25 protein-coding genes are annotated in these 20,516 nt (G+C 49.6%); 20 read left to right on the plus strand and 5 right to left on the minus strand.

Annotated features, from left to right (window positions below):
- Genes P404_RS0115670 through P404_RS0115690 form a run of 5 tightly spaced genes read left to right on the plus strand, consistent with a single transcriptional unit; the run spans nt 1 to nt 3,918 of the window.
- Nucleotides 1–837, plus strand: a complete 837-nt coding sequence (locus P404_RS0115670) for a YitT family protein (protein ID WP_026831273.1) — start codon at nt 1–3, stop codon at nt 835–837.
- Nucleotides 838–852: 15 nt separating this feature from the next.
- Entirely contained in the window at nt 853–2,022 is a 1,170-nt protein-coding gene (locus P404_RS0115675) for a hypothetical protein (protein WP_026831274.1), read from the plus strand.
- 15 nt (nt 2,023–2,037) lie between these two features.
- Nucleotides 2,038–2,790 carry a VLRF1 family aeRF1-type release factor gene (locus P404_RS0115680; protein ID WP_026831275.1) on the plus strand — a complete coding sequence of 251 codons (753 nt, stop codon included), beginning with the start codon at nt 2,038–2,040 and terminating at the stop codon, nt 2,788–2,790.
- Nucleotides 2,791–2,840: 50 nt separating this feature from the next.
- Nucleotides 2,841–3,425 carry a GNAT family N-acetyltransferase gene (locus P404_RS17805; protein ID WP_034774698.1) on the plus strand — a complete coding sequence of 195 codons (585 nt, stop codon included), beginning with the start codon at nt 2,841–2,843 and terminating at the stop codon, nt 3,423–3,425.
- 19 nt (nt 3,426–3,444) lie between these two features.
- Nucleotides 3,445–3,918 carry a GNAT family N-acetyltransferase gene (locus P404_RS0115690; RefSeq protein ID WP_026831276.1) on the plus strand — a complete coding sequence of 158 codons (474 nt, stop codon included), beginning with the start codon at nt 3,445–3,447 and terminating at the stop codon, nt 3,916–3,918.
- A gap of 55 nt (nt 3,919–3,973) precedes the next feature.
- Here P404_RS0115690 and P404_RS0115695 read toward each other — a convergent pair whose 3' ends face one another.
- On the minus strand, nt 3,974–5,026 hold the full coding sequence (locus P404_RS0115695) for a C45 family autoproteolytic acyltransferase/hydrolase (RefSeq protein ID WP_026831277.1): 1,053 nt from the start codon (nt 5,024–5,026) through the stop codon (nt 3,974–3,976).
- A gap of 160 nt (nt 5,027–5,186) precedes the next feature.
- Here P404_RS0115695 and P404_RS0115700 point away from each other — a divergent pair, with 160 nt between their 5' ends.
- Entirely contained in the window at nt 5,187–6,893 is a 1,707-nt protein-coding gene (locus tag P404_RS0115700) for a methyl-accepting chemotaxis protein (protein WP_026831278.1), read from the plus strand.
- Between the two features lie 107 nt (nt 6,894–7,000).
- Nucleotides 7,001–7,501 carry a hypothetical protein gene (locus tag P404_RS0115705; RefSeq protein WP_026831279.1) on the plus strand — a complete coding sequence of 167 codons (501 nt, stop codon included), beginning with the start codon at nt 7,001–7,003 and terminating at the stop codon, nt 7,499–7,501.
- Here P404_RS0115705 and P404_RS0115710 read toward each other — a convergent pair.
- Nucleotides 7,490–8,248: a bacteriorhodopsin-like gene (locus P404_RS0115710; protein ID WP_026831280.1), complete on the minus strand. Its 759-nt coding sequence runs from the start codon at nt 8,246–8,248 to the stop codon at nt 7,490–7,492. The genes P404_RS0115705 and P404_RS0115710 overlap by 12 nt on opposite strands.
- 186 nt (nt 8,249–8,434) lie before the next feature.
- Here P404_RS0115710 and P404_RS0115715 point away from each other — a divergent pair, with 186 nt between their 5' ends.
- The 11 genes from P404_RS0115715 to P404_RS0115765 all read left to right on the plus strand — a co-directional run bounded on the left by P404_RS0115715 (nt 8,435) and on the right by P404_RS0115765 (nt 16,815).
- Nucleotides 8,435–9,010, plus strand: a complete 576-nt coding sequence (locus P404_RS0115715) for a GNAT family N-acetyltransferase (protein ID WP_026831281.1) — start codon at nt 8,435–8,437, stop codon at nt 9,008–9,010.
- Complete coding sequence (locus tag P404_RS17810) at nt 9,000–9,269, plus strand: hypothetical protein (protein ID WP_236624434.1); 270 nt, start codon at nt 9,000–9,002, stop codon at nt 9,267–9,269. The genes P404_RS0115715 and P404_RS17810 overlap by 11 nt, the downstream gene beginning before the upstream one ends.
- 51 nt (nt 9,270–9,320) lie before the next feature.
- Nucleotides 9,321–9,743 carry an arsenate reductase (thioredoxin) gene (gene arsC / locus P404_RS0115725; protein ID WP_026831282.1) on the plus strand — a complete coding sequence of 141 codons (423 nt, stop codon included), beginning with the start codon at nt 9,321–9,323 and terminating at the stop codon, nt 9,741–9,743.
- A gap of 20 nt (nt 9,744–9,763) precedes the next feature.
- Nucleotides 9,764–10,078: an ArsR/SmtB family transcription factor gene (locus P404_RS0115730; RefSeq protein WP_026831283.1), complete on the plus strand. Its 315-nt coding sequence runs from the start codon at nt 9,764–9,766 to the stop codon at nt 10,076–10,078.
- A gap of 105 nt (nt 10,079–10,183) precedes the next feature.
- Nucleotides 10,184–10,543 carry an arsenite efflux transporter metallochaperone ArsD gene (gene arsD / locus P404_RS0115735; RefSeq protein WP_026831284.1) on the plus strand — a complete coding sequence of 120 codons (360 nt, stop codon included), beginning with the start codon at nt 10,184–10,186 and terminating at the stop codon, nt 10,541–10,543.
- Between the two features lie 13 nt (nt 10,544–10,556).
- Complete coding sequence (arsA, locus tag P404_RS0115740; RefSeq protein WP_034774704.1) at nt 10,557–12,314, plus strand: arsenical pump-driving ATPase; 1,758 nt, start codon at nt 10,557–10,559, stop codon at nt 12,312–12,314.
- 5 nt (nt 12,315–12,319) lie between these two features.
- Nucleotides 12,320–12,598: a hypothetical protein gene (locus tag P404_RS0115745; RefSeq protein ID WP_026831286.1), complete on the plus strand. Its 279-nt coding sequence runs from the start codon at nt 12,320–12,322 to the stop codon at nt 12,596–12,598.
- A gap of 31 nt (nt 12,599–12,629) precedes the next feature.
- Entirely contained in the window at nt 12,630–13,934 is a 1,305-nt protein-coding gene (locus P404_RS0115750) for an arsenic transporter (protein ID WP_026831287.1), read from the plus strand.
- 19 nt (nt 13,935–13,953) lie between these two features.
- Nucleotides 13,954–15,615 (plus strand): FAD-dependent oxidoreductase, encoded by a 1,662-nt coding sequence (locus P404_RS0115755; RefSeq protein WP_026831288.1) that lies wholly within the window; start codon nt 13,954–13,956, stop codon nt 15,613–15,615.
- A gap of 173 nt (nt 15,616–15,788) precedes the next feature.
- Complete coding sequence (locus P404_RS0115760; RefSeq protein WP_051004055.1) at nt 15,789–16,292, plus strand: YusW family protein; 504 nt, start codon at nt 15,789–15,791, stop codon at nt 16,290–16,292.
- 106 nt (nt 16,293–16,398) lie between these two features.
- Entirely contained in the window at nt 16,399–16,815 is a 417-nt protein-coding gene (locus P404_RS0115765) for a GNAT family N-acetyltransferase (RefSeq protein ID WP_236624435.1), read from the plus strand.
- A 4-nt stretch (nt 16,816–16,819) separates the two neighbouring features.
- Here the strand turns inward: P404_RS0115765 and P404_RS0115770 are convergent, their stop codons facing one another.
- Both P404_RS0115770 and P404_RS0115775 read right to left on the minus strand, forming a co-directional pair.
- Nucleotides 16,820–17,296 carry a DUF2178 domain-containing protein gene (locus P404_RS0115770; RefSeq protein WP_014970327.1) on the minus strand — a complete coding sequence of 159 codons (477 nt, stop codon included), beginning with the start codon at nt 17,294–17,296 and terminating at the stop codon, nt 16,820–16,822.
- Nucleotides 17,293–17,502, minus strand: a complete 210-nt coding sequence (locus P404_RS0115775; protein ID WP_014970328.1) for a helix-turn-helix transcriptional regulator — start codon at nt 17,500–17,502, stop codon at nt 17,293–17,295. Before P404_RS0115775 ends, P404_RS0115770 begins: the two co-directional genes overlap by 4 nt.
- 216 nt (nt 17,503–17,718) lie before the next feature.
- Between P404_RS0115775 and P404_RS18625 the strand changes: the two genes are divergently transcribed.
- Nucleotides 17,719–17,895 carry a hypothetical protein gene (locus tag P404_RS18625; protein ID WP_162833765.1) on the plus strand — a complete coding sequence of 59 codons (177 nt, stop codon included), beginning with the start codon at nt 17,719–17,721 and terminating at the stop codon, nt 17,893–17,895.
- A 120-nt stretch (nt 17,896–18,015) separates the two neighbouring features.
- Nucleotides 18,016–19,089, plus strand: coding sequence for a flavin monoamine oxidase family protein (locus tag P404_RS0115785; protein WP_034774708.1), 1,074 nt, complete (start codon nt 18,016–18,018; stop codon nt 19,087–19,089).
- 219 nt (nt 19,090–19,308) lie between these two features.
- Here the strand turns inward: P404_RS0115785 and P404_RS0115790 are convergent, their stop codons facing one another.
- Complete coding sequence (locus P404_RS0115790; RefSeq protein WP_026831290.1) at nt 19,309–20,493, minus strand: MFS transporter; 1,185 nt, start codon at nt 20,491–20,493, stop codon at nt 19,309–19,311.
- Between the last annotated feature and the right edge of the window lie 23 nt (nt 20,494–20,516).

Consider the following 20,516-nt stretch of genomic DNA (forward strand, 5'->3'; position numbering starts at 1 on the left):
ATGAAGCTGTTTCGTGAAACCGTGTTCATTATTTTAGCGATTTTTGTTCTCGCCGCCGGGATCAATTTGTTTTTAGGTCCACACCATGTCGCAGCGGGTGGCGTGACCGGGATCGGGATTCTGCTCGAAGAAGTGCTTGGGATTGACCGCTCCATCGTCGTACTGGTGTTGAACGTGTTGATGTTACTATTTGCGTTTATCTTTTTAGGTAAGGAAGTGTTCTTGAAATCAGTCCTTGGCAGTCTGATGTTGCCGCTTGCCCTCGGTATCATCCCGGAGACGATGATTATGTCGGACCGGTTCTTTTCCGTCGCCTTTGGCAGTGTCCTCTTTGCAATCGGCGTCGCGACGCTTTACTGGTTTGGTGCGTCAAGTGGCGGGACAACGATTCCGCCGCTGATTTTCCACAAATACTTTAAGCTGAACACGTCCGTCGGTTACTTTTTGACGGATGCGACGATTGTTGTCTTCAACATCTTTGTGTTTGGTCTGGAAGAATTTTTGTTTGCCGTCGCCTCGATTGTCATCACGACGTTTGTGATGGGGTATATCGAAATCGGATTGGAACGCAAAAAAGCGATCTTCGTCACAAGTGAGTTGCATACGGACGAGATCCGAAACTATCTGCTGACGTCGCTCGACCGGGGAATGACAATTTTTACAGTCGAAGGCGGGTACTCGGGCGAACAGAAAAAAATGCTGATGGTTATCATGAAACGTTCTGAATACGCAGGGGTCATCCGGGCGATTCACCAGATTGACCGGCATTCCTTCATCATCGTCTACAATGTCGCCGATGTTCATGGTCTCGGGTTTAGCTACCAACCGGTCGTCTAAAAGGGAGGAAACCGTATGCAACCGATTATCGCCTTTACGATTATCATGCTCATCTGGACGGTCAGTGATTATATCTCGAAAAAAACGAAGGCCTTATTATCTTCCTTGTTTGTTGCTTCCATCATTTTCTTGATCGGCTTCAAGACCAACCTGTTTCCGGAAGACCTCTTGCCGACGTCGTCCTTACTACCACTCGGACAAACCGTCGTCGGGATGATCATCGTCCATCTCGGAACGCTCATCAGTCTCGATGAATTTAAACGGCAGTGGAAAACGTTTCTGATCGGGGTATCAGCGGTGATCGGGATCAGTGTGTTGCTCTTTACGATCGGTCGGCTGTTCCTCGATACGAACTATGTCCTCAGCGCGATTGCCGCGGTCAGCGGCGGAACGATTTCCGTCATCATCGTTCAGGAACAAGCGTTGAACGCCGGATTGATCTCGGTCGCTGTCTTTCCGGTCTTGATCGCGGCGTTGCAAGGCTTGATTGGTTTTCCGCTGACGTCGGTCATCCTACGCAAGGAAGCATTACGGATCCGGGATGGCGTCCGGGATGGCAGCATCACGAAAAAAGCCGCCCTTGATCCGGCGGAATCAGCGGAAAAACAAACGATTTTGCCGGAGCCGTTCCAAACGACGGCCGGAACGTTGTTTGTCGTCGGTGTCGTCGTCATCGTCTCGTCGTTCCTGAGCGGCTTGACGAATGGCTGGCTCAATACGTTTGTCATCGCCTTGTTACTCGGGATTGCCTTACGGGCGACCGGCGTCTTGAAACCAAACGTCTTGAACGGAATTGATGCGTATGGTTTGATGATGCTCGCGATTCTATTGATCATCTTCGGACCACTCGCAACCACGTCATTTGCGGATCTCGTCGAACTGTTTGTGCCACTGTTGATCGCCTTCATCCTTGGTGTACTCGGGATCGTGTTGTTCGCGATGCTTGCCGGGAAATTCCTCGGTTATTCGTACCCGATGGCGATCGCAATCGGTTTGACGTCACTATATGGTTTTCCAGGTACATTGATTCTCAGTCAAGAAGCGGCTAAAAATATCGGGGAGACGGAAGACGAGGTCCAGATCATCGAAGACGAAATTTTACCAAAGATGGTCGTTGCCGGCTTCTCGACGGTCACGATCACATCCGTTTTCATCACCGGTATTTTAGCGTCATTCATCTACTAACAGGAGGTTATTCAGATGGGTCTAGGAGAAGATATCAAACGGTTAAAGGGATTTGATGGTTCGACACACGTGCTGTCCGTCTATCTCAGTACGGCACCGGATAAACGGAACCAGTGGGAAACGATTTTACGGAATGAGAAAAAACGCCTTTTGATGGAGCAGGAGAATAAAAAAGATGTTGAATCGGCTTTTACGAAACTCGAACAAGCAATCAATAACGAGCGGACGAGTTTACTGCGCAGCATCGTTACTTTTGTTTCGAGCGATGATTCATTGCATGAAGTCTATTTCCTGCAACTCGATGTGACGGATGAAATCACTTATCATCCAAAACCAAATCTCAATCAGCTCGAAGTGCTCGATCAACAGTTCCCACGAACCGGTATCGTGTTGACGAACCTTGATTCGGCAACCGTCCTTGACGTCCGGTTGGGTGAGGTCGACGCGACCCATGACTACGAACTGGATCTCGATACCGGACAATGGCGGCGTTATCAAGGACGAAGCAGCCGGAGTGGGGCTTCAAGCAGCAGTCAAACCGATGATTTCCGGGACCGGGTCGAAAAACAGGCGGAACGGTTTTACCGGGAACTGTCCGGTGAGGTCGAAAAACTGAACCGGTCGCTCGGTTGGGAACAGATCATCGTCATCGGTGAACGCTCGCAAGCGAACTTCCTCGAACAGGCGTTAACGACAAAACCAAAAGAAGTCATTCATAAAAATTTGTCGCAATCGAGCCATCAACAGATTCTTAAGCAGGTATTTTGAGTGTAAACGTCTAAAGTATAGCTTTAGACGTACATAGGGAGTGACGAAACATGTTCATGCAGCACATCACGGACCAACTGAGTCTGAAATTAATCGAACGTCAGGACGCCGATGTGCTCTACGCCTTGATCGACGCCAACCGGGAACACTTACGGGAATGGCTCGGCTGGGTCGACGCGGCGACCGGACCGGACGTATACCGGGATGAGATCATTCCGGCGTGGTTAACGGACTATGCGAACGGAAACGGATTTGCCTGCGGGATTTACTTTGAAGGAGAACTCGTCGGGACGATTGCCTTACACGAAATCAATCAGAAGTTACGCCAAACCTCGATCGGGTATTATTTGACCGGGAACGGGCGCGGGCAAGGGTTGATGACGACCGTCGTCGCTTTCATCACCAACTATTGTTTTACGACGCTCGACTTGAACCGGGTCATCATCGAATGTGCGGTCGGCAACACCCGGAGCCGAATGATTCCGGAACGCCTCGGGTATCAGCAGGAAGGAATCCTCCGGGATGCGGAGAAGTTATACGGGGCGTATCATGATATTGCGGTTTACGCGATGCTTGCACGGGACTGGTCAGATGTTTTGGTATCGGATCGACACACGAGCCACCGCTCGAACTGACGTGAAAGGGAGAGGGACGATGGTTAAATTTGAAAAAATGTCGGAAACGGCCTACGCAGCGTATTTACCGGAAGCCATCAAAGAATATGCCGAAGAGAAAATCAAGGCAGGAACATGGGCAGAAGTGGAGGCCGTTGACCGCTCGACAGCGGAGTACGGGCAACTATTGCCGGATGGGATTCAAACGAAACAGCATTATCTGTTTTCGATTTTGGACGACGCTGAACAGACACCCGTCGGTATGATCTGGTTTCAAGTAAGCGAATCGACGCATGGGCGGACGGCCTTTATCTTTGATTTCAACATCGAAGAGGGTCATCAAGGAAAAGGCTATGGACGGCAAGCGATCGAGATGCTCGAACAGATCGCACGACGGATGAACATCAAAAAAATCAAATTACATGTCTTCGCGCACAACGCCCGTGCGATTCATCTCTACGAAACGACAGGATTCATTACGACGGATTTACATATGACCAAAACATTGAACTGACAAACAAACACCTCTGCGATCCGTTTTCCGGACCAGTAGAGGTGTTTTACTGTCTTCAGCGCCATGTCTGAAGGGTATTCGCGAACTGGATATCGGTCTCGATTTCGCCGTGGACGTGCGTCGAGGTAAAGTCGTTACCGGCCAGCCAGTCTTTAAAGTCAAACTCAACCGGTTCCTGATCACCGCCAAGGGCGAACCAGACTTTCATGTCGGACGGGAAATAGGCCGACGTATGGATCGTACCTGCCCAGTGACTGTACAAGTCGGAAAAGACACCTTTATCGGAGTCGTTCAGTAGCCGGAACGCCGATTCCGCATCCTGGATCAGATGCTGGTGGGTCTTCAGTTCCATCATCCGTCGTTTCGAGTCGTCGAGATGGAAACGATTTTCGTGTTGCAATAAATCAAAGTGATTCGTACAGATGTTCGTCTCGCGGACTTCGATGTCCCGTGCCGTGGCTTCGATGACGAATGAACGGTTCGATTGGTCGTGGACGACATAACTGAACGAACCCCGGTGCGGCATCTCTTTGACAAGTGATATCGCGTCTTCGACCGACGTACATGTCTCGAGGATGATGCGCCCGATCATGAAACTGACGAAGCCGTCTCCCGGACGACGGCGGTTGATGAAGTTATAGCCCATCGCGAGACCATGTTCGTTCATCCCGTCCATCCGTCCGGTGACGCGGGACGCTGGTCCGATAATGGCGGAACCGCCGTCCGTCGGTTGGAAGACGGAAAACCGTCCGTCGTATGTCATCGGGTGATAATCGTAGTTTCGGACGAGGAAATTATCGCCGGTCATGATCGAACAGCCACTTTTCGGTCCTTCGACCCGGTAGTGACCAAAATGGAGCAACGTATCGGCGAGGGATAATTCGAGTTCGTCCTGTAAGCCGAGTAATTCGTCCCAGATGTGGGGGGCATATCGCAAAAACATCTCTTTTGTCTCGACAGGATCGACCTGAAAACGTGGAACACGAATCTTCCAATTGTCTTCGCGGTTATGAAGCAGTTCGTTCCGTTTGACGTAACGGCCTTGTTCGCGACCCAACTCGTAATGGGTCCCACGGAACTGTGTGATTTCGTTTGACACAGACTGCACAGCTTTCACTCCTTTGGTTTCTGTATGATTCTGATTATATCGAAATGGACATCGACTGTCGTAACCAAGAGCTTGGAGCAACACATTGCTCATACCAATCATGAAAAAACACTGAATAATTTGAATAAGTTACCGATAAAGGAGGTGGAGGGATGAGAAGATGAAAAATTTAACGGTACGAAAAAAGATTCAACTGTTGATCGCGACAGCGATCATCGCCATGATTTTACTGGCAAGCGCCGGGCTTTATTTCTTGAATCAGATGTCAAAGGCGTCGGAAGCGATGTATCAGGAAAATCTGTTGCCGGTCCAGGAAGTTGCTCAAATCCGGATCGATACGCGGGCACTCGACTCGTTTCTGGTCGAAATGATTCTAACGACGGATCCGAAACGCATCGAAGAATTGGGAGGCGAAATTGATACACGTCAAGCCCAAATCCGGTCGTCTCTAGATACATACGAACGTACGGCTAAGCTGACGGAACAATCAAGCAAACAATTGGCAATCTTAAAGGATAATGTACTGGCCTATGATAATGGGATGAGTATGGTTCAAGACTTTGCCTCACGAAATGAAAATGAAGATGCCTATAAGAGTTATTCAGAGAACCTGGAGCAAGTTCGGGAGAACGTCGCGAACTCGGCGAAAAGTTTGATGAAGACGATGACGAAACAAGCAAAAGACATCAATGCGTTGAACCAGCAGGAACAACAAACGGCGTTTTACATCATGCTTGGGATTTTTGTCATCGCCCTGTTATTGTTCGTAAGTCTCGCACTTTACATCACGCGTCTGATCACACAACCGATTCGTTCACTCCAAGGCTGGATGAAACAATCCGGTGAAGGTGATTTGACTGTTCGCGGCGATTACGTGTCGAAAGACGAGCTTGGTCAATTGACGACATCCTTCAACACGATGACGGAACAATTACATGGAGTCATCATCGAGATGACGGATACGTCACAACATGTCGCGACAGCATCGGACGAATTGAGTACGAATGCGGAAGCGACGACCAAAGCAACAGAAATGGTCGCTGTGACGATGGAAGAGATCGCAAGTGGTGCAAGTCAACAGTTAAACCAAGTCTCGGGTGCATCACGGACCGTTCAGGACTTGACGGCAGGCGTCAGCCAAGTCGCCGGAAACGCCCAACAGATGACGGACGCGACGAGTGACGCGATGAGTAAAGTCACCCACGGCGGACAAGTCGTCAGTCAGCTTGGTCAGCAGATGGAACGGATCAACACCGACTTCACGGAACTGGGGCAAGTCATCGTCGGCCTCGGAAACCGGTCGCAAGAAATCGGTCAGATCACGGACTCGATCACGGGCATTGCCGCACAGACGAATCTATTAGCGCTGAATGCCGCCATCGAAGCGGCCCGGGCCGGTGAACAAGGACGCGGATTTGCCGTTGTCGCAGCGGAAGTCAAGACGCTTGCGGAACAGTCGGCCCTTGCTGCGAAACAAATCGAAAGCTTGATTCAAGTCATCCAGCGCGAAACGGAACAATCCGTTGTCTCGATGGAAAAGGTGACGGCACAGATGACGAACGGCATTCAAGTCGCCGGGGAAGCCAGTGCGTCGTTCAATGCGATCGAACAGTCAATCGGGGAAGTGACCGGACAGGTCGAAGAAGTCTCCGGTGCCGTTCAGGAAATGGCGGCCGGCAGTGAACAGATTGCTGCCGTCATGCGTGAGATTCAATCAGTTACGGAAGGTACTGCTGCCGGGACGGAAAACATCTCCGCTTCGACGGAAGAACAGATGGCCTCGATGGAAGAAATTTCATCTGCTTCGCAATCGCTTGCGACGATGGCCGACGATTTAAAACGGTTATCGAGCCGCTTTCAAGTGTAAGGAGTCAGACAGGTATCCCCAGCGGATACCTGTTTTTTTATGGAAAAAGCAGGGGTTTTTAAGACGAAACCGTAATATATAGCAATAGTGAAAAGGAGGTTATCGACATGGGACCATATGAAATCATTGAAGCCATGATGTTGTTCGCTGTCGTGATTCCAATCATCGTGTTGGGCATGAAATTAAAAACGAAATCGAGAGGACTCGTCCTGACGTTTAGCCTGGCTGGTGTCATCTGTATCGCGTATGGAGCTTACCTGATGATCTATCCGTATTATCTTGATCAACGAAGTGCGAGCAATGCTGAGCAGGTCGAGATGTATCTCGAGAAGAACTATCCGGGTGAACGTTGGACGACAATGACTGTTCCTTATTGGGAAGAACAATATAAGCATCTCAATCCGTATAAAATCGACGTCGTCTTTGCCAATGAACCGGATGCCGTATATACATACGCTGTAAATGATAAAGAAAACGTGGAGTTCGTCGGATTTTCAACCAAAAATGATCAAGATAGTTTTAAGCACTTGGAGGAAAACCAGTCATCAACGGAAAAAACAGTCCCGCCTGATGGCGAAACTGTTTCAGAAGTTCAGTCAAGACGTTAACGTCTTTCCTTTTTGCGATGACATGGTCGACATCGTTTTGACAGCGAAGAAGGCGATCAAACCGAACCCGACTTTGTTCGTCAAATCGGCAAAGTTGTAGATCAGTTCACGGACGAGCTGGATTTCGACCCCCGGCGCAAACAACGTGACGGCATAGCCAATCGGATAAATCGCCCAACCGATCAGGATGAACAACCGCATCTTCAACAGCGCATCACGAATCGGCGCCGGTTTGTTTTCAGCAGCTTTCGTGACGTTCGTAAACAGCAGATAGATGATATAAATCCAGGCGAGACAACCGATCAGATACGACCATAATCCGAGTTGTGTGAAACCGCCGGCGATGTTGATCGACGATTCCCCGATATAGCCCCCGACGATCATGATGATGTCGGCGATGATCAGTTTCGTTAACAACGAACGGCCAAGCCGACCTTTCAGACCAAGCAGCAAGGGAAACTTGACGAGCAACAGCGGCGTCGTGACGAGCCAGTCGATGTAGCGGATTTCTGTTGGGAAACCATCGATTTCCGATAACAGACCGGACGTTCCGACGGCGTCCTTCATGAAATAATAATGGATGGCAGCGACAAAGGTGACGAGTGCGGCGACGGTGGCGGTGGATCGGTATTCCGGTGCAAGGGAATTCCGTTCGACTAAAAAGTAGAGTGTCCCAGCGGCCATTCCGACGAAACCGACCCAAAACATATACTGCGTGGCAAGGACGAGTAAATTGACTTCTTCCATGAACATTCACTCCTTCATCACACAAAACACGCGCTTCTATATGTTTAGTATAGAGCGATGGACGCAAGAACAAGTTGTCTCAATCGTTAGCAAATGTGCCGATTCCTGTTCAAAAGACACAAGTTAGACGTAAATTTTGAAGCATTCAAGACGAAAAAATCCAACACAGTAACTGGAGGAATACCAATGACTTTTCCCGCTTTAGACACGACACGTTTACGGCTCATTGAGGTAATGCCCGAGCACGCGCCAGCCATTTTCCACATCTTGTCGAATGAAGACGTCACCCGCTTTTACGGGATGGATCCGTTACGTGAAACATCCGATGCCTTGAACATCATTGACTCGTTTAAACAGACGTATGACAGCGGTCAAGGAATCCGCTGGGGTATGGTCATCCGGGAAGCGGGTACGTTCATCGGGACGCTTGGTCTAAATCATCTCAGTCTGTACAGTAAAAAGGCGGAAATCGGCTTTGAGCTTGACCCTGCTCACTGGCGGTATGGCTATGCAGCAGAAGCGATTCAAGCTGTTTTGGAATATGCGTTTGAGACACTTGCATTACACCGCATGGGTGCGGTGACGTTTCTACAAAATCGAGCTTCGATCGAGCTGCTGACTCGGCTTGGATTTGAAGAAGAAGGGGTGTTGCGCGGCTATCTCTATCAGGGGGAGACGTCGCACGACGGGCGGATTTTTTCTTTATTGCAACCCGACTGGGCCATGCTGATTCAACAAGGAGACACCGGACATGTTTCGTAATTCAAATGGCAGTACCCAAGTCTGGCTGAATGATCTCGGTGTCTGTCTGTTTGTCTTGATTGGTTTGACGCTTGCGACGCATCCGGTCTCAATCACGGCATCAGGACGTTTGATGTATGATGAATCGATTTGGTTAAGTACGGATGAGTTGAGCGACTTCATCAATTTTTTCTTTCCCGTGTTCATCCTGTACTTTTTGATCGTCAATCAACTGTATCCACGCTTTTTCAAGCGACAAGCCCCCAAAAAACTTGAATAACAAAGAGGTTATATAATACAATCGTTATATAAACAGCGAAGGAGGCAAACTATGACACGACCAGTCATCTATTTTCTTTGTACAGGAAACTCATGTCGGAGCCAACTTGCGGAAGGGTTTGCGAAACAGTATTTGCCGGACTGGGACGTCTATTCAGCCGGGATTGAACAACATGGCTTGAATCCGAAAGCCGTCCGGGCGATGCAGGAACAGGACATTGATATTTCCGAGCAAACGTCCGATTTGATTGATCTGGATCTCTTAAAGCGGGCAACAATCGTCGTGACGTTGTGTGGGGATGCGCGTGATAATTGTCCTGTCATTCCTCCGCATGTCCGCCAAGAACATTGGGGATTCGATGATCCGGCACGCGCGACTGGGACGGAAGCCGAACAATGGGCTGTTTTCCAACGTGTCCGTGATCAGATCGGGGAACGAATTCAACGGTTTGCCAAAGAAGACGCAAGTAACTGAAATTGAAAGGAGGATCATCTATGATCGAGACAACGAACCGTGTCGACGAGATGAGTCAGTTCTTAAAACTGCTCAGCGATGGCACACGTCTTGAAATTTTACGACGATTGCACGTCCGGGAACATTGTGTTTGTGATTTTGTTGAGATGTTTGATATCTCACAACCCGCCGTCAGTCGCCACTTGAAACTATTACGCCAGTCGCAGATCATCCTGGAGCGGCGTGAACGGCAATGGATTCATTTTCGAATCAATCCGGATCATCCGCAGCATGACTTACTGCTGACGATTTTGAACGCAATGGAATTGCCGGCGATTCCGAACAAAAGTTGCTGAGAGGTTATTTAGCAATGGGGGACAGTTTCCCTTGCATCCCACATAACAATAAGGTTATATTATATATAACGAATTGGTTATATAAAGAGAAGGAGCTGATTGAAGATGAAGGAAATTGAGATTTATGATCCGGCGATGTGTTGCCCGACCGGTTTATGCGGACCTTCGATTGATCCGGAACTGACCCGGATGGCGACGGTCGTCCATGCCTTGAAACAACAGGGGTATCCGATTAAACGGTTTAATTTAGCGAATGAGCCGGCTGCGTTCGTCTTGAATTCATTGATCAAGGAAGCGATCACGGACGGAGTCGACATTTTGCCGATCACGCTTGTGGATGGTGCAATCGTCCGTCGCCGCGGCTACTTGTCGAATGCGGAAATCGCGGAGTTGACAGGATTAGAAGAAAAAAGTTTTGCAGTCGTTGATGGTCAAAAACCGAAAGTTCGCCTGACTCTAAAATAAGGACGTGACGAAGATGGAACCGTTAACTCTGGAAGGCCTACAATTGACCCGTTACTTGTTTTTGACCGGAAAAGGCGGCGTCGGCAAGACGTCGACCGCATCCCTTCTCGCGATCGAACTGGCGGACCTCGGGAAACACGTACTGCTTGTCTCGACGGATCCGGCAAGCAATCTCCAGGATGTCTTTAAGATGGAACTGACAGAAGAACCGGCTGCTGTTCCCGGGGTCGAGCACCTGTTCGTCGCAAACTTCGACCCGGAACAAGCGGCAGCGGATTATAAGGAAGCGGTCGTCGGACCGTACCGGGGGATTTTGCCGGATACGGCCGTCCGGTCGATGGAAGAACAATTGTCCGGTGCCTGTACCGTCGAAATCGCCGCCTTTGATCAATTTACCGGATTGTTGGCAGCACCTGACGCCAAACAGACATACGATCATATCATTTTTGATACGGCACCGACGGGACATACGTTACGCTTGCTCAGTCTGCCAAATGCTTGGAACGTCTACCTCGATGAGAACACGACCGGCACGTCTTGTCTCGGTCCGCTGGCAGGGTTGACGGAGAAGAAGTCACAGTATAAAGAAGCGACAGAGCTGCTGGCCGATCCGGCAGAGACGACCTTAATTCTGGTCGCCCGGGCGGAGTCATCCACATTGACGGAAGCAGCCCACGCCTATCAGGAACTGCGTACGCTCGGGATTCAAAATGCCCGTTTGATTGTCAACGGCATATTGCCGGTGACAACGAGTCACGATACGTATTACCAGGCCTTTTTGCATCGTCAGCAAGCAGCGCTTGCGACGTTACCGGATGTTTTTTTACGAGAAGTCCCGTTGTTTAGTTTACCTTATGCGCCAACAAGTTTGATTGGTGTCGATCAGCTCCGCAACTGGTTGACGGTAACCGAACATCCGTTGGAATCGATGAAGCGGGAGCAAATCGACGTCCCGACGTTATCTCGTTTGATTGATCAACTGGATGCAGCTGGACCAGGTGTCATCATGACGATGGGGAAAGGCGGGGTCGGAAAAACGACGATGGCCTCGATGATTGCGATTGCTTTGACGGAACGGGGACACGACGTTGTTCTGACGACGACGGACCCGGCGGCGCACCTTGAACTGACGATTGAGACGAACGCAAACCGGCATCTTGAAATCAGCCGGATTGATCCGAAGGTTGAAATTGACCGTTATACGGACCAAGTCTACGCAGCAGCGGGTGAACTGACGGATGAAGCCCACGCGTTACTCGCAGAAGACTTAAAATCGCCTTGTACAGAAGAAATTGCCGTCTTCCGCGCCTTTGGCGATACGGTTGCCCGGGCAAACGACCGATACGTCGTCATCGATACGGCACCGACGGGTCATACGTTATTGTTACTCGACGCGACGGAAAGTTACCATCAGGAAATGGAACGGGCGACCGGAGATGTACCGGAAGCGGTCAAAACGTTATTGCCGCAACTGCGTGACGCCAACCGGACGCACGTCATCATCACGACACTGGCAGAAGCGACACCCGTCTTTGAAGCCGGTCGTCTCCAGGAAGATTTACGGCGTGCCGGGATTGAGCCGATGGCCTGGATTGTTAATCAATCGTTTGCCGCGACGGCAACGCATGATCCGATTCTCGGTCATAAAGCGGAAGCGGAACGCCCTTGGTTGGAAGAAGTCGACCGATTGAGCCAACAGATGGCTGTCGTAGCCTGGCAACCCGAACCGGTTTCCGGATATCACCACCTACTCGCACTTTCGAAAGGATGAATTCTATGCAAATCACACCTGAAGCAGTCACGTACCTAAAAGAACAAGTAGAACACGAACAAGAACCCGGCATTCGTCTCTATCAAGCCGGACAAGGCTGTTGCGGACCGAGCTTCGGACTTGGATTCGGTGCCGGCGAAACCGGTGATCAAGTTAAAGACTTTGACGGATTGGCACTTGCGATTGACGGGAATTTAACGGATGTCAGTCATGGCATCACGCTTGCGCTGGAAGAGACGGACCAGGGTCCGCAAATCGTCCTCCTCGGCGCATCAAATTGTTAAACGGAAATTCGAAATTTAATACAGAAATGAAGTGAACGCATTGACCGGCACACATCTACTTGCGATCGGGATTTTCCTGATCACGTTATTTTTAATCATCAAACAACCAAAAGGTCTCGGCATCGGCTACTCCGCGATGGGGATGGCACTGATTGCCTTACTGACCGGCGTTGTCAATCTGGATGATGTCTCGACAGTCTGGGGCATCATCTGGAACGCGACGTTTACCTTCATCGCCCTGATCATCATCTCCTTGATATTGGATGAGATCGGTTTCTTTGAATGGGCAGCACTCCATATGGCACGGATCGCCAAAGGCGGCGGTGTCAAACTATTTGTGTACATGACACTGCTTGGTGCCGTCGTTGCCGCCTTGTTTGCGAATGACGGGGCTGCTTTGATTCTGACGCCGATCGTCCTCGCGATGGTCCGGCATCTGAAGTTACCGGATTATGTTGTCTTGGCGTATGTCTTTGCCTCGGGCTTCATTGCCGACACGGCAAGTCTACCGTTTGTCGTCTCAAACCTTGTCAATATCGTCTCGGCCGACTTCTTTGACATCGGCTTTACGGAATACGCCTCACGGATGGTGTTCGTCAACGTCTTTTCTGTCATCGGCAGTCTGCTTGTCTTGTATCTGTACTTCCGGAAAAGTATTCCGAAGACCTATGATGTGACACAACTCGTCGCGCCGAGTGCGGCAATCAAGGATCACCGGATGTTCAAGTTATCGTGGCTGGTGCTTGTATTGCTTGTCGTCGGCTACTTTACGAGTGACCTCATCGGGATTCCGGTCAGTTTGGTTGCCGGCGTCATCGCCTTATTCTTCCTGTTAATGGCACGTCGTTCACCGAGTGTACCGACGAAAAAAGTCATCGCCGGCGCACCATGGGCAATTGTTTTCTTCTCGCTTGGGATGTATATCGTCGTCTACGGTCTCCAAAATGCCGGATTGACGCAAGTTCTCGCCGATGTCATTGATGGTTTCGCGACGAATCTCGCGGCAGCGACGTTCGGGATGGGCTTCCTCGCCGCCATTCTGTCATCAATCATGAACAATATGCCGACCGTCATGATTGATGCGCTGGCGATTGATCTCAGTCAAGCAACCGGAACGATTCGGGAAGCCTTGATTTATGCCAACGTCATCGGATCCGATCTTGGACCAAAAATTACACCAATCGGCAGCCTGGCGACCTTACTCTGGTTGCACGTTTTGCGCTCAAAAGGTGTCAAAATCGGTTGGGGACAATACTTTAAAATTGGAACGATTCTAACGATTCCGACACTGACCATCACGTTACTCGGGTTATACATCAGCTTGTTACTTTATTGATTTTTAGGAGGAAATGCACATGAAATTATTGATCATCGGATCCGTCGCCGCCGGGACATCGGTCGGCGCAAAAGCACGCCGGAATAATGAAGACTTACAGATTACAATCTACGACCGCGATCAGGACATCTCCTATTCCGGTTGCGGGATTCCGTACTTCGTCGGCGGTGAGATTGCCGACATTGACGAATTGACACCGCGCGATGCCGCGTTCTTCAAAAAACGGTATAACATCGATATTCATACCCGGCACGAAGTCGAATCGATTGATCATGCGACGAAAACGGCGACCATCGTTAATTTAGCGACAGGCGAGCGATTGACGGATACGTACGATACCCTGGTGCTCGCGACCGGTGCGTCAAGCATCGTTCCGCCGTTCCCGGGTGTCGATCACGACAACGTCTTCACGGTCCGGAATGTCCGGAATGCCGATGCGATCCGTTCGTACATCGACGCCCATGATCCGAAAACGGCGACAATCGTCGGCGGCGGCTTCATCGGTCTTGAAATGGCCGAGCAGTTGACGTACCGCGGAATTCAGGTGACGCTTGTCGAACGTCTGCCGCAAGTCATGCCGCCGCTTGACCGTGACATGGCAGAACGGGTTGCCGATCATTTAAGAGACAAAGGGGTTTCCCTGTTACTGGGTGAATCGGTGACGGCATTCAACGGAGAGTCACGCGTCACGGAAGTTGCGCTCGAGAGCGGCAAATCGATTGAAACAGACCTCGTCATCCTGTCCGTCGGAGTTAAACCGAATACCGAACTCGCAAAACAGATTGGTGTTGAGATGGGTCAGACGGGTGCAATTGCCGTTAACCGGAAGATGCAGACGAATCTGACCGATGTTTATGCCGTCGGTGACGTCGCGGAAAGTTTCTCTGTCATTACCGGGGAAGCGATTTACCGTCCGCTTGGCTCGACCGCCAACAAGATGGGGCGGATTGCCGGTATGGTCATCACCGGAGAAGAAGCGGAACACCGCGGGATTCTTGGAACCGGTATCTTCAAAGCGTTTGATTTGACGGTCGCACAGACCGGTTTGACGGAAAAAGAAGCGCGGGAAGCCGGATATGATATCGAAGTTCTCCATAACATCAAACCGGATCGCCCGGAATACATGGGTGGAAAAGAGATGGTCATCAAAGCGATTGCTGACCGGGCAACGGGACGGGTACTCGGAGCACAGATTGTTGGTCCGCAAGGGGTCGACAAGCGGATTGATGTCCTCGCGACGGCAATCACCTTCAAAGCAAAAGCAGAGGATCTGTTCCATCTCGATCTCGCCTATGCGCCGCCATTTTCGACGACAAAGGATCCGGTTCTCTATACCGGGATGGCACTTGACAATGCGATCAAAAAAACAGCACGCTTGCTGACGCCAAATGAATTGATGGAACAGGTCGCCGGCGGCAAGTCGTTCCAAATCATCGATACGCGCTCGAAAGCCCAGTTCGAAAAAAATCATGTCGACGGCGCGATTCATATTCCGCTCGGTGAACTGCGGACACGGGCGAAGGAACTTGATCCGACGTTGCCGACGATCGTCTATTGCAACAAAGGGGTGACCGGAAACGCCGCTCAAAACGTCTTAAAAAATCTTGGATTTACGGATGTCTGTAACTTATCCGGCGGGAATAAGAATTACCAACACATCAAGAAATGTCTGGCAAACTGATTCGACAGCATGCGGGTTCTAGGGAATGACTGGTAAGAAATTACGGTTGAAAAGATCGGGGTTGACTCAAAAGTCAGCCCTATTTTTTTGTTCAATGGATAAACAGCGCGCATATCCAAACGATTATCAACTTTTTCATTCGGGGATAGTCAAAAAAAGAGAGGGGGCATGAAATGAAAAAAACGTACCTCGTACCGGTTCTTGGGTTAGCTTTGTTCGCGGCAGGATGTGGCAACTCGGACAATCAGGAAACGGAAAAAGTTGAAGAAACGACCACGACGGATGATAATTCGATGAATGATGACAGCACGATGAAGGATGATTCGTCGGGTACACAAGATCAAGATATGGTGACGGAAAATGCCGACAAGGATTACGGATTCGTCAGTCTGTCGGTCGAGGCAGACACGGCAGATATGATGGATATGGTCGACATCAGTTACGACCGGGACAATGACGGGACGGAAGCAGATTACAAAATGGACGGTGAACGGTCTCAAGGCAATGAAGCGATGAAGATCCTTGATCCGAAGCTCGACGAACTCAACATGGATGCCAATACGTCAAATGATGACGCGATTGCAGAAATCGAGAAAGTATTTGACATCAAGGATGCGACCCGGCTTGAAGTCGAGATTGAGTTTGCCAATGGTACGGAAAAAGAGTTCATGAAGTAAAAAAAGAGGTGCCAAGCGGCTCCTCTTTTTCTTTTGACAAAATATTCAAATTGACGTGTTATCATGAGATGAGAATGTAAAATTTTTCAATCGGGGGGGGTGGATGATGGAAATTACTATCGGTACAACGGAAGACGGGCAATGGATCCGGGAACAGCTGATTGCCTACAATCGTCAGCATGTTCCGACGTCAGTTTATACAGAAACGGAAACCTATTGCTTTTTGGCATGGGACGAAGAGGAAGAGCTCCTTGGCGGTGTTACGGCAAGTTATATGTGGAATCATCTGCAGGTGCACTTTTTGTGGGTCGACCCGGAAAACCGAACAGGCGGTGTTGGAAAACAGTTGATGGAAAAAATCGAATCCATTGCCGAAGAGAAATCATGCAGTAAGATTCTACTCGATACGTTCAATTTTCAGGCACCGGGATTTTATGAAAAGCTCGGGTTTGAAGAGTACGGTCGCCTCGCCGATCATCCGGCGGAAGGGCAGACCCAGTACTTTTTCGTCAAGTATTTATGAGCTTTTAGCGTTGGTAATGATAGACCCAGGCTGTCATATAGGAAAAGGTTCCTGCTGTTAAGACGAGTGCAATGGCATAAAACGCAAAGTTTGGAAATACCGACATCAGCGGAACATCAAATAAAAAGCCAATCATTAATATGGGTAAAGTGATTAAAAAAGTCACATATGAGGCACGAGTTGCTTTTCCTGTAATCACTTCTTCCCGTTCATCTTGATCAGAAAACTCCGTCGTCGACGACGACCACTTGGAAAAAGAACTTTTCTGATCTGTCCGCATCCAGTAGCCGGTGATTGAAAGACCGATTGCGACCAATAAAACGGGAAGAATAATTGAAAGGTCCAGTGTCAGGTTAAAACCGGTGCCGTTGAGCGGGTCATTTTGAAAAACATTTAGTTGATCATGAATCGAACTAATGAAAACAGCTCCCAAAAAATACATACAAATGTTCAAACACGATTGAATGATGACACGTTTCATTCCGATTCCTCCTCTAGATAAAAAATCGATTCGACAGGTCGTTCGAATACCCGTGCAATTTGCATCGCGAGCAACAGAGACGGCGTGTAACTTCCTTTTTCAAGCGAGATGATCGTTTGACGCGTGACACCGATCATCTGAGCAAACTGTTCCTGTGTCCATCCGTTGCTGCTGCGCAACGATTTAACCCGATTGGTCAGCTTCATCGCAGGTCTCCTTTAATAATTGATACTTAGATTGTATAGTCTGTTTTACATTTTGTAAAGTTTATTTTACATTTCGGCGTGATGAGACTGTTATTTTTTTTAGACTATTTATCAAAAATCATCGAAACCCTTGAATTTTCGGAATATTCAACCGATAATCGGGTAACTAACACAAAACGAGGATGGTTGGCTTAGAGAGAGAAAGGAGGCGCCGATATGATGCCGGAATTGTTGCCTGATGAACGTGAACTGGAGCGAAGGATTCGAATCGTCCATACGTTGCGTAAACTCGGGAAATCCGACGAAGCCATCGCGAAATCATTATTTGTCTCCCAAGAATGGGTCCAGTCGGTCTTCGATGAAGACGATTGGCAGCATGCGCAATCATCTTAAGATGGAGCGGCAGAGTGTCGGATGACGCTCTGTTTTTTTGTTTGCTTATTTTAAAGAGTAGGCGGTCGAATTGTTTTTCGGTACACTGAGAAGGAAATCACTGGAAAGAAGGAACTTATCATGAAACAAGTCGCAATTATCGGTGCCGGCATCACCGGTCTGTATGCCGCTTGGCGTCTGCAGAAATCGGGATACGACGTGGCCATCTTTGAAGCCCGTGACCGGATTGGTGGACGGATTCTGACCAAAACGTTGTCTTACGAAGGGCAAGCGTATGCTTTTGATCTCGGACCGACCTGGTATTGGCCGGAATCGGAATCGTTGATGACGAAGCTCGTGGAGAATTTAGAACTTCCGACACTCGTCCAGGCGACGGCAGGAACGATGATGCTCGAACGATCACCGGGACAAGTGGAACAACATCAGTTACCGGACGGGCAAACGGTCTTGTCGCATCGACTGGTAAATGGAATGGAAAGTGTGCCGAATGCATTGGCCGGAAAACTTGCTCCGGATACGATTCGTCTGTCACACCGCATCACTACTATTTTGAAAAAGAAGCAGATCGAACTGACGATCGAGCATCAAGGGAGACAGATGCAACAGTCGTTTGATCATGTCCTGTTGACCGTTCCGCCCCGAATTGCTTCTCAATTCACATGGTTCCCAGAATTGCCGGAATCCGTCCATCGTCAACTGGATGAAACCCCTACCTGGATGGCCGGACAGGCGAAAGTCGTTGTCGTTTACGAAACACCGTTTTGGCGGCAAGCGGGTCGGTCCGGTTTTGCCATCAGCTGGTCAGGGGTTTTGCAGGAAGTCCATGACGCATCCCCTCTGACCGGACCCGGGGCGTTATTCGGATTTTTCCGTCTGACGGCATCAGAACGCAAGGCTTTCAGCGAAGCGGAATTAAAGCAACAAGCCGTGGCGCAGATGACCCGTTTATTCGGAGAGGAAGCCGGTCATCCGATTGCCGTTTTTTATCAGGACTGGGCAAATGAACCGGAGACCGCGACGATTGCGGATGCTGATCCATTAACAGACTTCCCCGCGTATCGACCGATTCTCCTTGATGAGCCATGGCGTGAACATGTCACGCTGCTCGGGACAGAAAGTGATTCGACATTCGGTGGACACTTGGAAGGGGCGTTGCAATCGGTGGAACGATGGCTAAGCGAGCAATCGATATAATCCAATAGGAGGGACGAGCTGTTATGACTGAAATATCATCCGTCCACCGTGCATTTGGTACATTGGGCATCTAGTATAATGAAGGAAAACTACTCGTTATTCACAAAACATGAAATTGAAGCTTTTAAAAGTTTTCGACTAACGCTTATGATTAAATTAGAAAGCCCGAACCTCTCGCGTATTCCGACTAGGATACACAAGACGTTCGGGCTTCGTTCATTACGATGTTTTTTGTTCGATGGCTTCGTCAGCCGGCTCTTGTTCCCGCCAGACGAAGGTCAAGGCGATGCCGATTGCAAGCATGACGGTCGCAAAGTAAAACGGATAGTTGAGATCGACGTCAAACAGGATTCCGCCGATGATTGGTCCGAGAATATTCCCGATACTCGTAAACATCGAGTTCATTCCGCCGACGAAACCTTGTTCATTTCCGGCGATTTTCGATAAATATGTCGTGACGGCAGGGCGCATCAAGTCGAAACCGACGAAGACGACCATCGTCACGAGAATAATCGAGAGGTAACTTGTCACATAGGTCATGACAAGCACGAGCAGGGTCGAGCCAATCAGACTGTAACGGATCAGACGAATCTCGCCGAACCGACGCGTCAGGCGTTCAAACAGTCCGACCTGAACGATGACACCGACGATCGCGCCGAGTGAAATCGCGAGCGCGATGTCTTTTGCCGTAAAGCCGAACTTCCGGTCGACGAACAGCGCAAACAGTGACTCAAACGACGCGAGTCCGAAGGAAGAAATCAGCAGGACCATAAAAGCAATGAAGTAGAGTGGTGAAAAAACTTTCCGGAACCCGGTTTTCTGTTGGACCGTCGACGTTTCATGATAGTGGCGTTCCGGTTCCCGTAACGTGAAGACGGACAAAATCATCGCGACGAGTCCAAAGGCTGCGGCGAAGAAAAATGGGACGCGGGTGCCGATGTCGGCTAAAAATCCGCCGATGCCGGGACCGATGATGAAACCGGTCGAAATCGCGGCCGACATATAACCAAGTGCTTTTGGTCGCGTTTCATTCGTCGTGATGTCGGCAATGAAGGCGGTGACGGCCGGCATGATGAAGGCGGCACTGACCCCGCCCAGAATCCGAGACGCAAACAATACTTCGACCGTCTGACCAAGACCAAACAACAGTTCCGACATGCTGAAGATGAACAGACCGATGATGATCATCGGTTTCCGACCGTATTTATCGACGGCGCGACCGGCAAGCGGCGAGAGAATCAGCTGGGCAAAGGCAAACGCCGAGACCATGTAGCCGACGGTCGAACCGGAAATAGCCAGTTCGTTCATGATCGTCGGGGTGACGGGGATGACGAGCCCGATGCCTAAAAAGGCGATGAAAAGATTGAGTAATAAGGTACCTAAGATTAATTTGTTATTTTGCATGTTACCATCCTCTGTTTCTAATT

It is taken from the genome of Exiguobacterium antarcticum DSM 14480 (assembly GCF_000685865.1).
Taxonomy (GTDB): domain Bacteria; phylum Bacillota; class Bacilli; order Exiguobacteriales; family Exiguobacteriaceae; genus Exiguobacterium_A; species Exiguobacterium_A antarcticum.

Bases quoted from the DNA above. Each gene is read 5' to 3' on its own strand.
- P404_RS0115745 (WP_026831286.1), top strand. From the start codon at position 12,320: ATGCAAATCACACCTGAAGCAGTCACGTACCTAAAAGAACAAGTAGAA.
- arsA (WP_034774704.1), top strand. From the start codon at position 10,557: ATGGAACCGTTAACTCTGGAAGGCCTACAATTGACCCGTTACTTGTTT.
- P404_RS0115675 (WP_026831274.1), top strand. From the start codon at position 853: ATGCAACCGATTATCGCCTTTACGATTATCATGCTCATCTGGACGGTC.
- arsC (WP_026831282.1), top strand. From the start codon at position 9,321: ATGACACGACCAGTCATCTATTTTCTTTGTACAGGAAACTCATGTCGG.
- P404_RS0115765 (WP_236624435.1), top strand. From the start codon at position 16,399: ATGGAAATTACTATCGGTACAACGGAAGACGGGCAATGGATCCGGGAA.
- P404_RS0115775 (WP_014970328.1), bottom strand. From the start codon at position 17,502: ATGAAGCTGACCAATCGGGTTAAATCGTTGCGCAGCAGCAACGGATGG.
- arsD (WP_026831284.1), top strand. From the start codon at position 10,184: ATGAAGGAAATTGAGATTTATGATCCGGCGATGTGTTGCCCGACCGGT.
- P404_RS0115785 (WP_034774708.1), top strand. From the start codon at position 18,016: ATGAAACAAGTCGCAATTATCGGTGCCGGCATCACCGGTCTGTATGCC.
- P404_RS0115690 (WP_026831276.1), top strand. From the start codon at position 3,445: ATGGTTAAATTTGAAAAAATGTCGGAAACGGCCTACGCAGCGTATTTA.
- P404_RS0115680 (WP_026831275.1), top strand. From the start codon at position 2,038: ATGGGTCTAGGAGAAGATATCAAACGGTTAAAGGGATTTGATGGTTCG.
- P404_RS0115705 (WP_026831279.1), top strand. From the start codon at position 7,001: ATGGGACCATATGAAATCATTGAAGCCATGATGTTGTTCGCTGTCGTG.
- P404_RS0115715 (WP_026831281.1), top strand. From the start codon at position 8,435: ATGACTTTTCCCGCTTTAGACACGACACGTTTACGGCTCATTGAGGTA.
- P404_RS0115730 (WP_026831283.1), top strand. From the start codon at position 9,764: ATGATCGAGACAACGAACCGTGTCGACGAGATGAGTCAGTTCTTAAAA.
- P404_RS0115710 (WP_026831280.1), bottom strand. From the start codon at position 8,248: ATGGAAGAAGTCAATTTACTCGTCCTTGCCACGCAGTATATGTTTTGG.
- P404_RS0115770 (WP_014970327.1), bottom strand. From the start codon at position 17,296: ATGAAACGTGTCATCATTCAATCGTGTTTGAACATTTGTATGTATTTT.
- P404_RS0115760 (WP_051004055.1), top strand. From the start codon at position 15,789: ATGAAAAAAACGTACCTCGTACCGGTTCTTGGGTTAGCTTTGTTCGCG.
- P404_RS17810 (WP_236624434.1), top strand. From the start codon at position 9,000: ATGTTTCGTAATTCAAATGGCAGTACCCAAGTCTGGCTGAATGATCTC.
- P404_RS17805 (WP_034774698.1), top strand. From the start codon at position 2,841: ATGTTCATGCAGCACATCACGGACCAACTGAGTCTGAAATTAATCGAA.
- P404_RS18625 (WP_162833765.1), top strand. From the start codon at position 17,719: ATGATGCCGGAATTGTTGCCTGATGAACGTGAACTGGAGCGAAGGATT.
- P404_RS0115700 (WP_026831278.1), top strand. From the start codon at position 5,187: ATGAAAAATTTAACGGTACGAAAAAAGATTCAACTGTTGATCGCGACA.
- P404_RS0115755 (WP_026831288.1), top strand. From the start codon at position 13,954: ATGAAATTATTGATCATCGGATCCGTCGCCGCCGGGACATCGGTCGGC.
- P404_RS0115670 (WP_026831273.1), top strand. From the start codon at position 1: ATGAAGCTGTTTCGTGAAACCGTGTTCATTATTTTAGCGATTTTTGTT.
- P404_RS0115790 (WP_026831290.1), bottom strand. From the start codon at position 20,493: ATGCAAAATAACAAATTAATCTTAGGTACCTTATTACTCAATCTTTTC.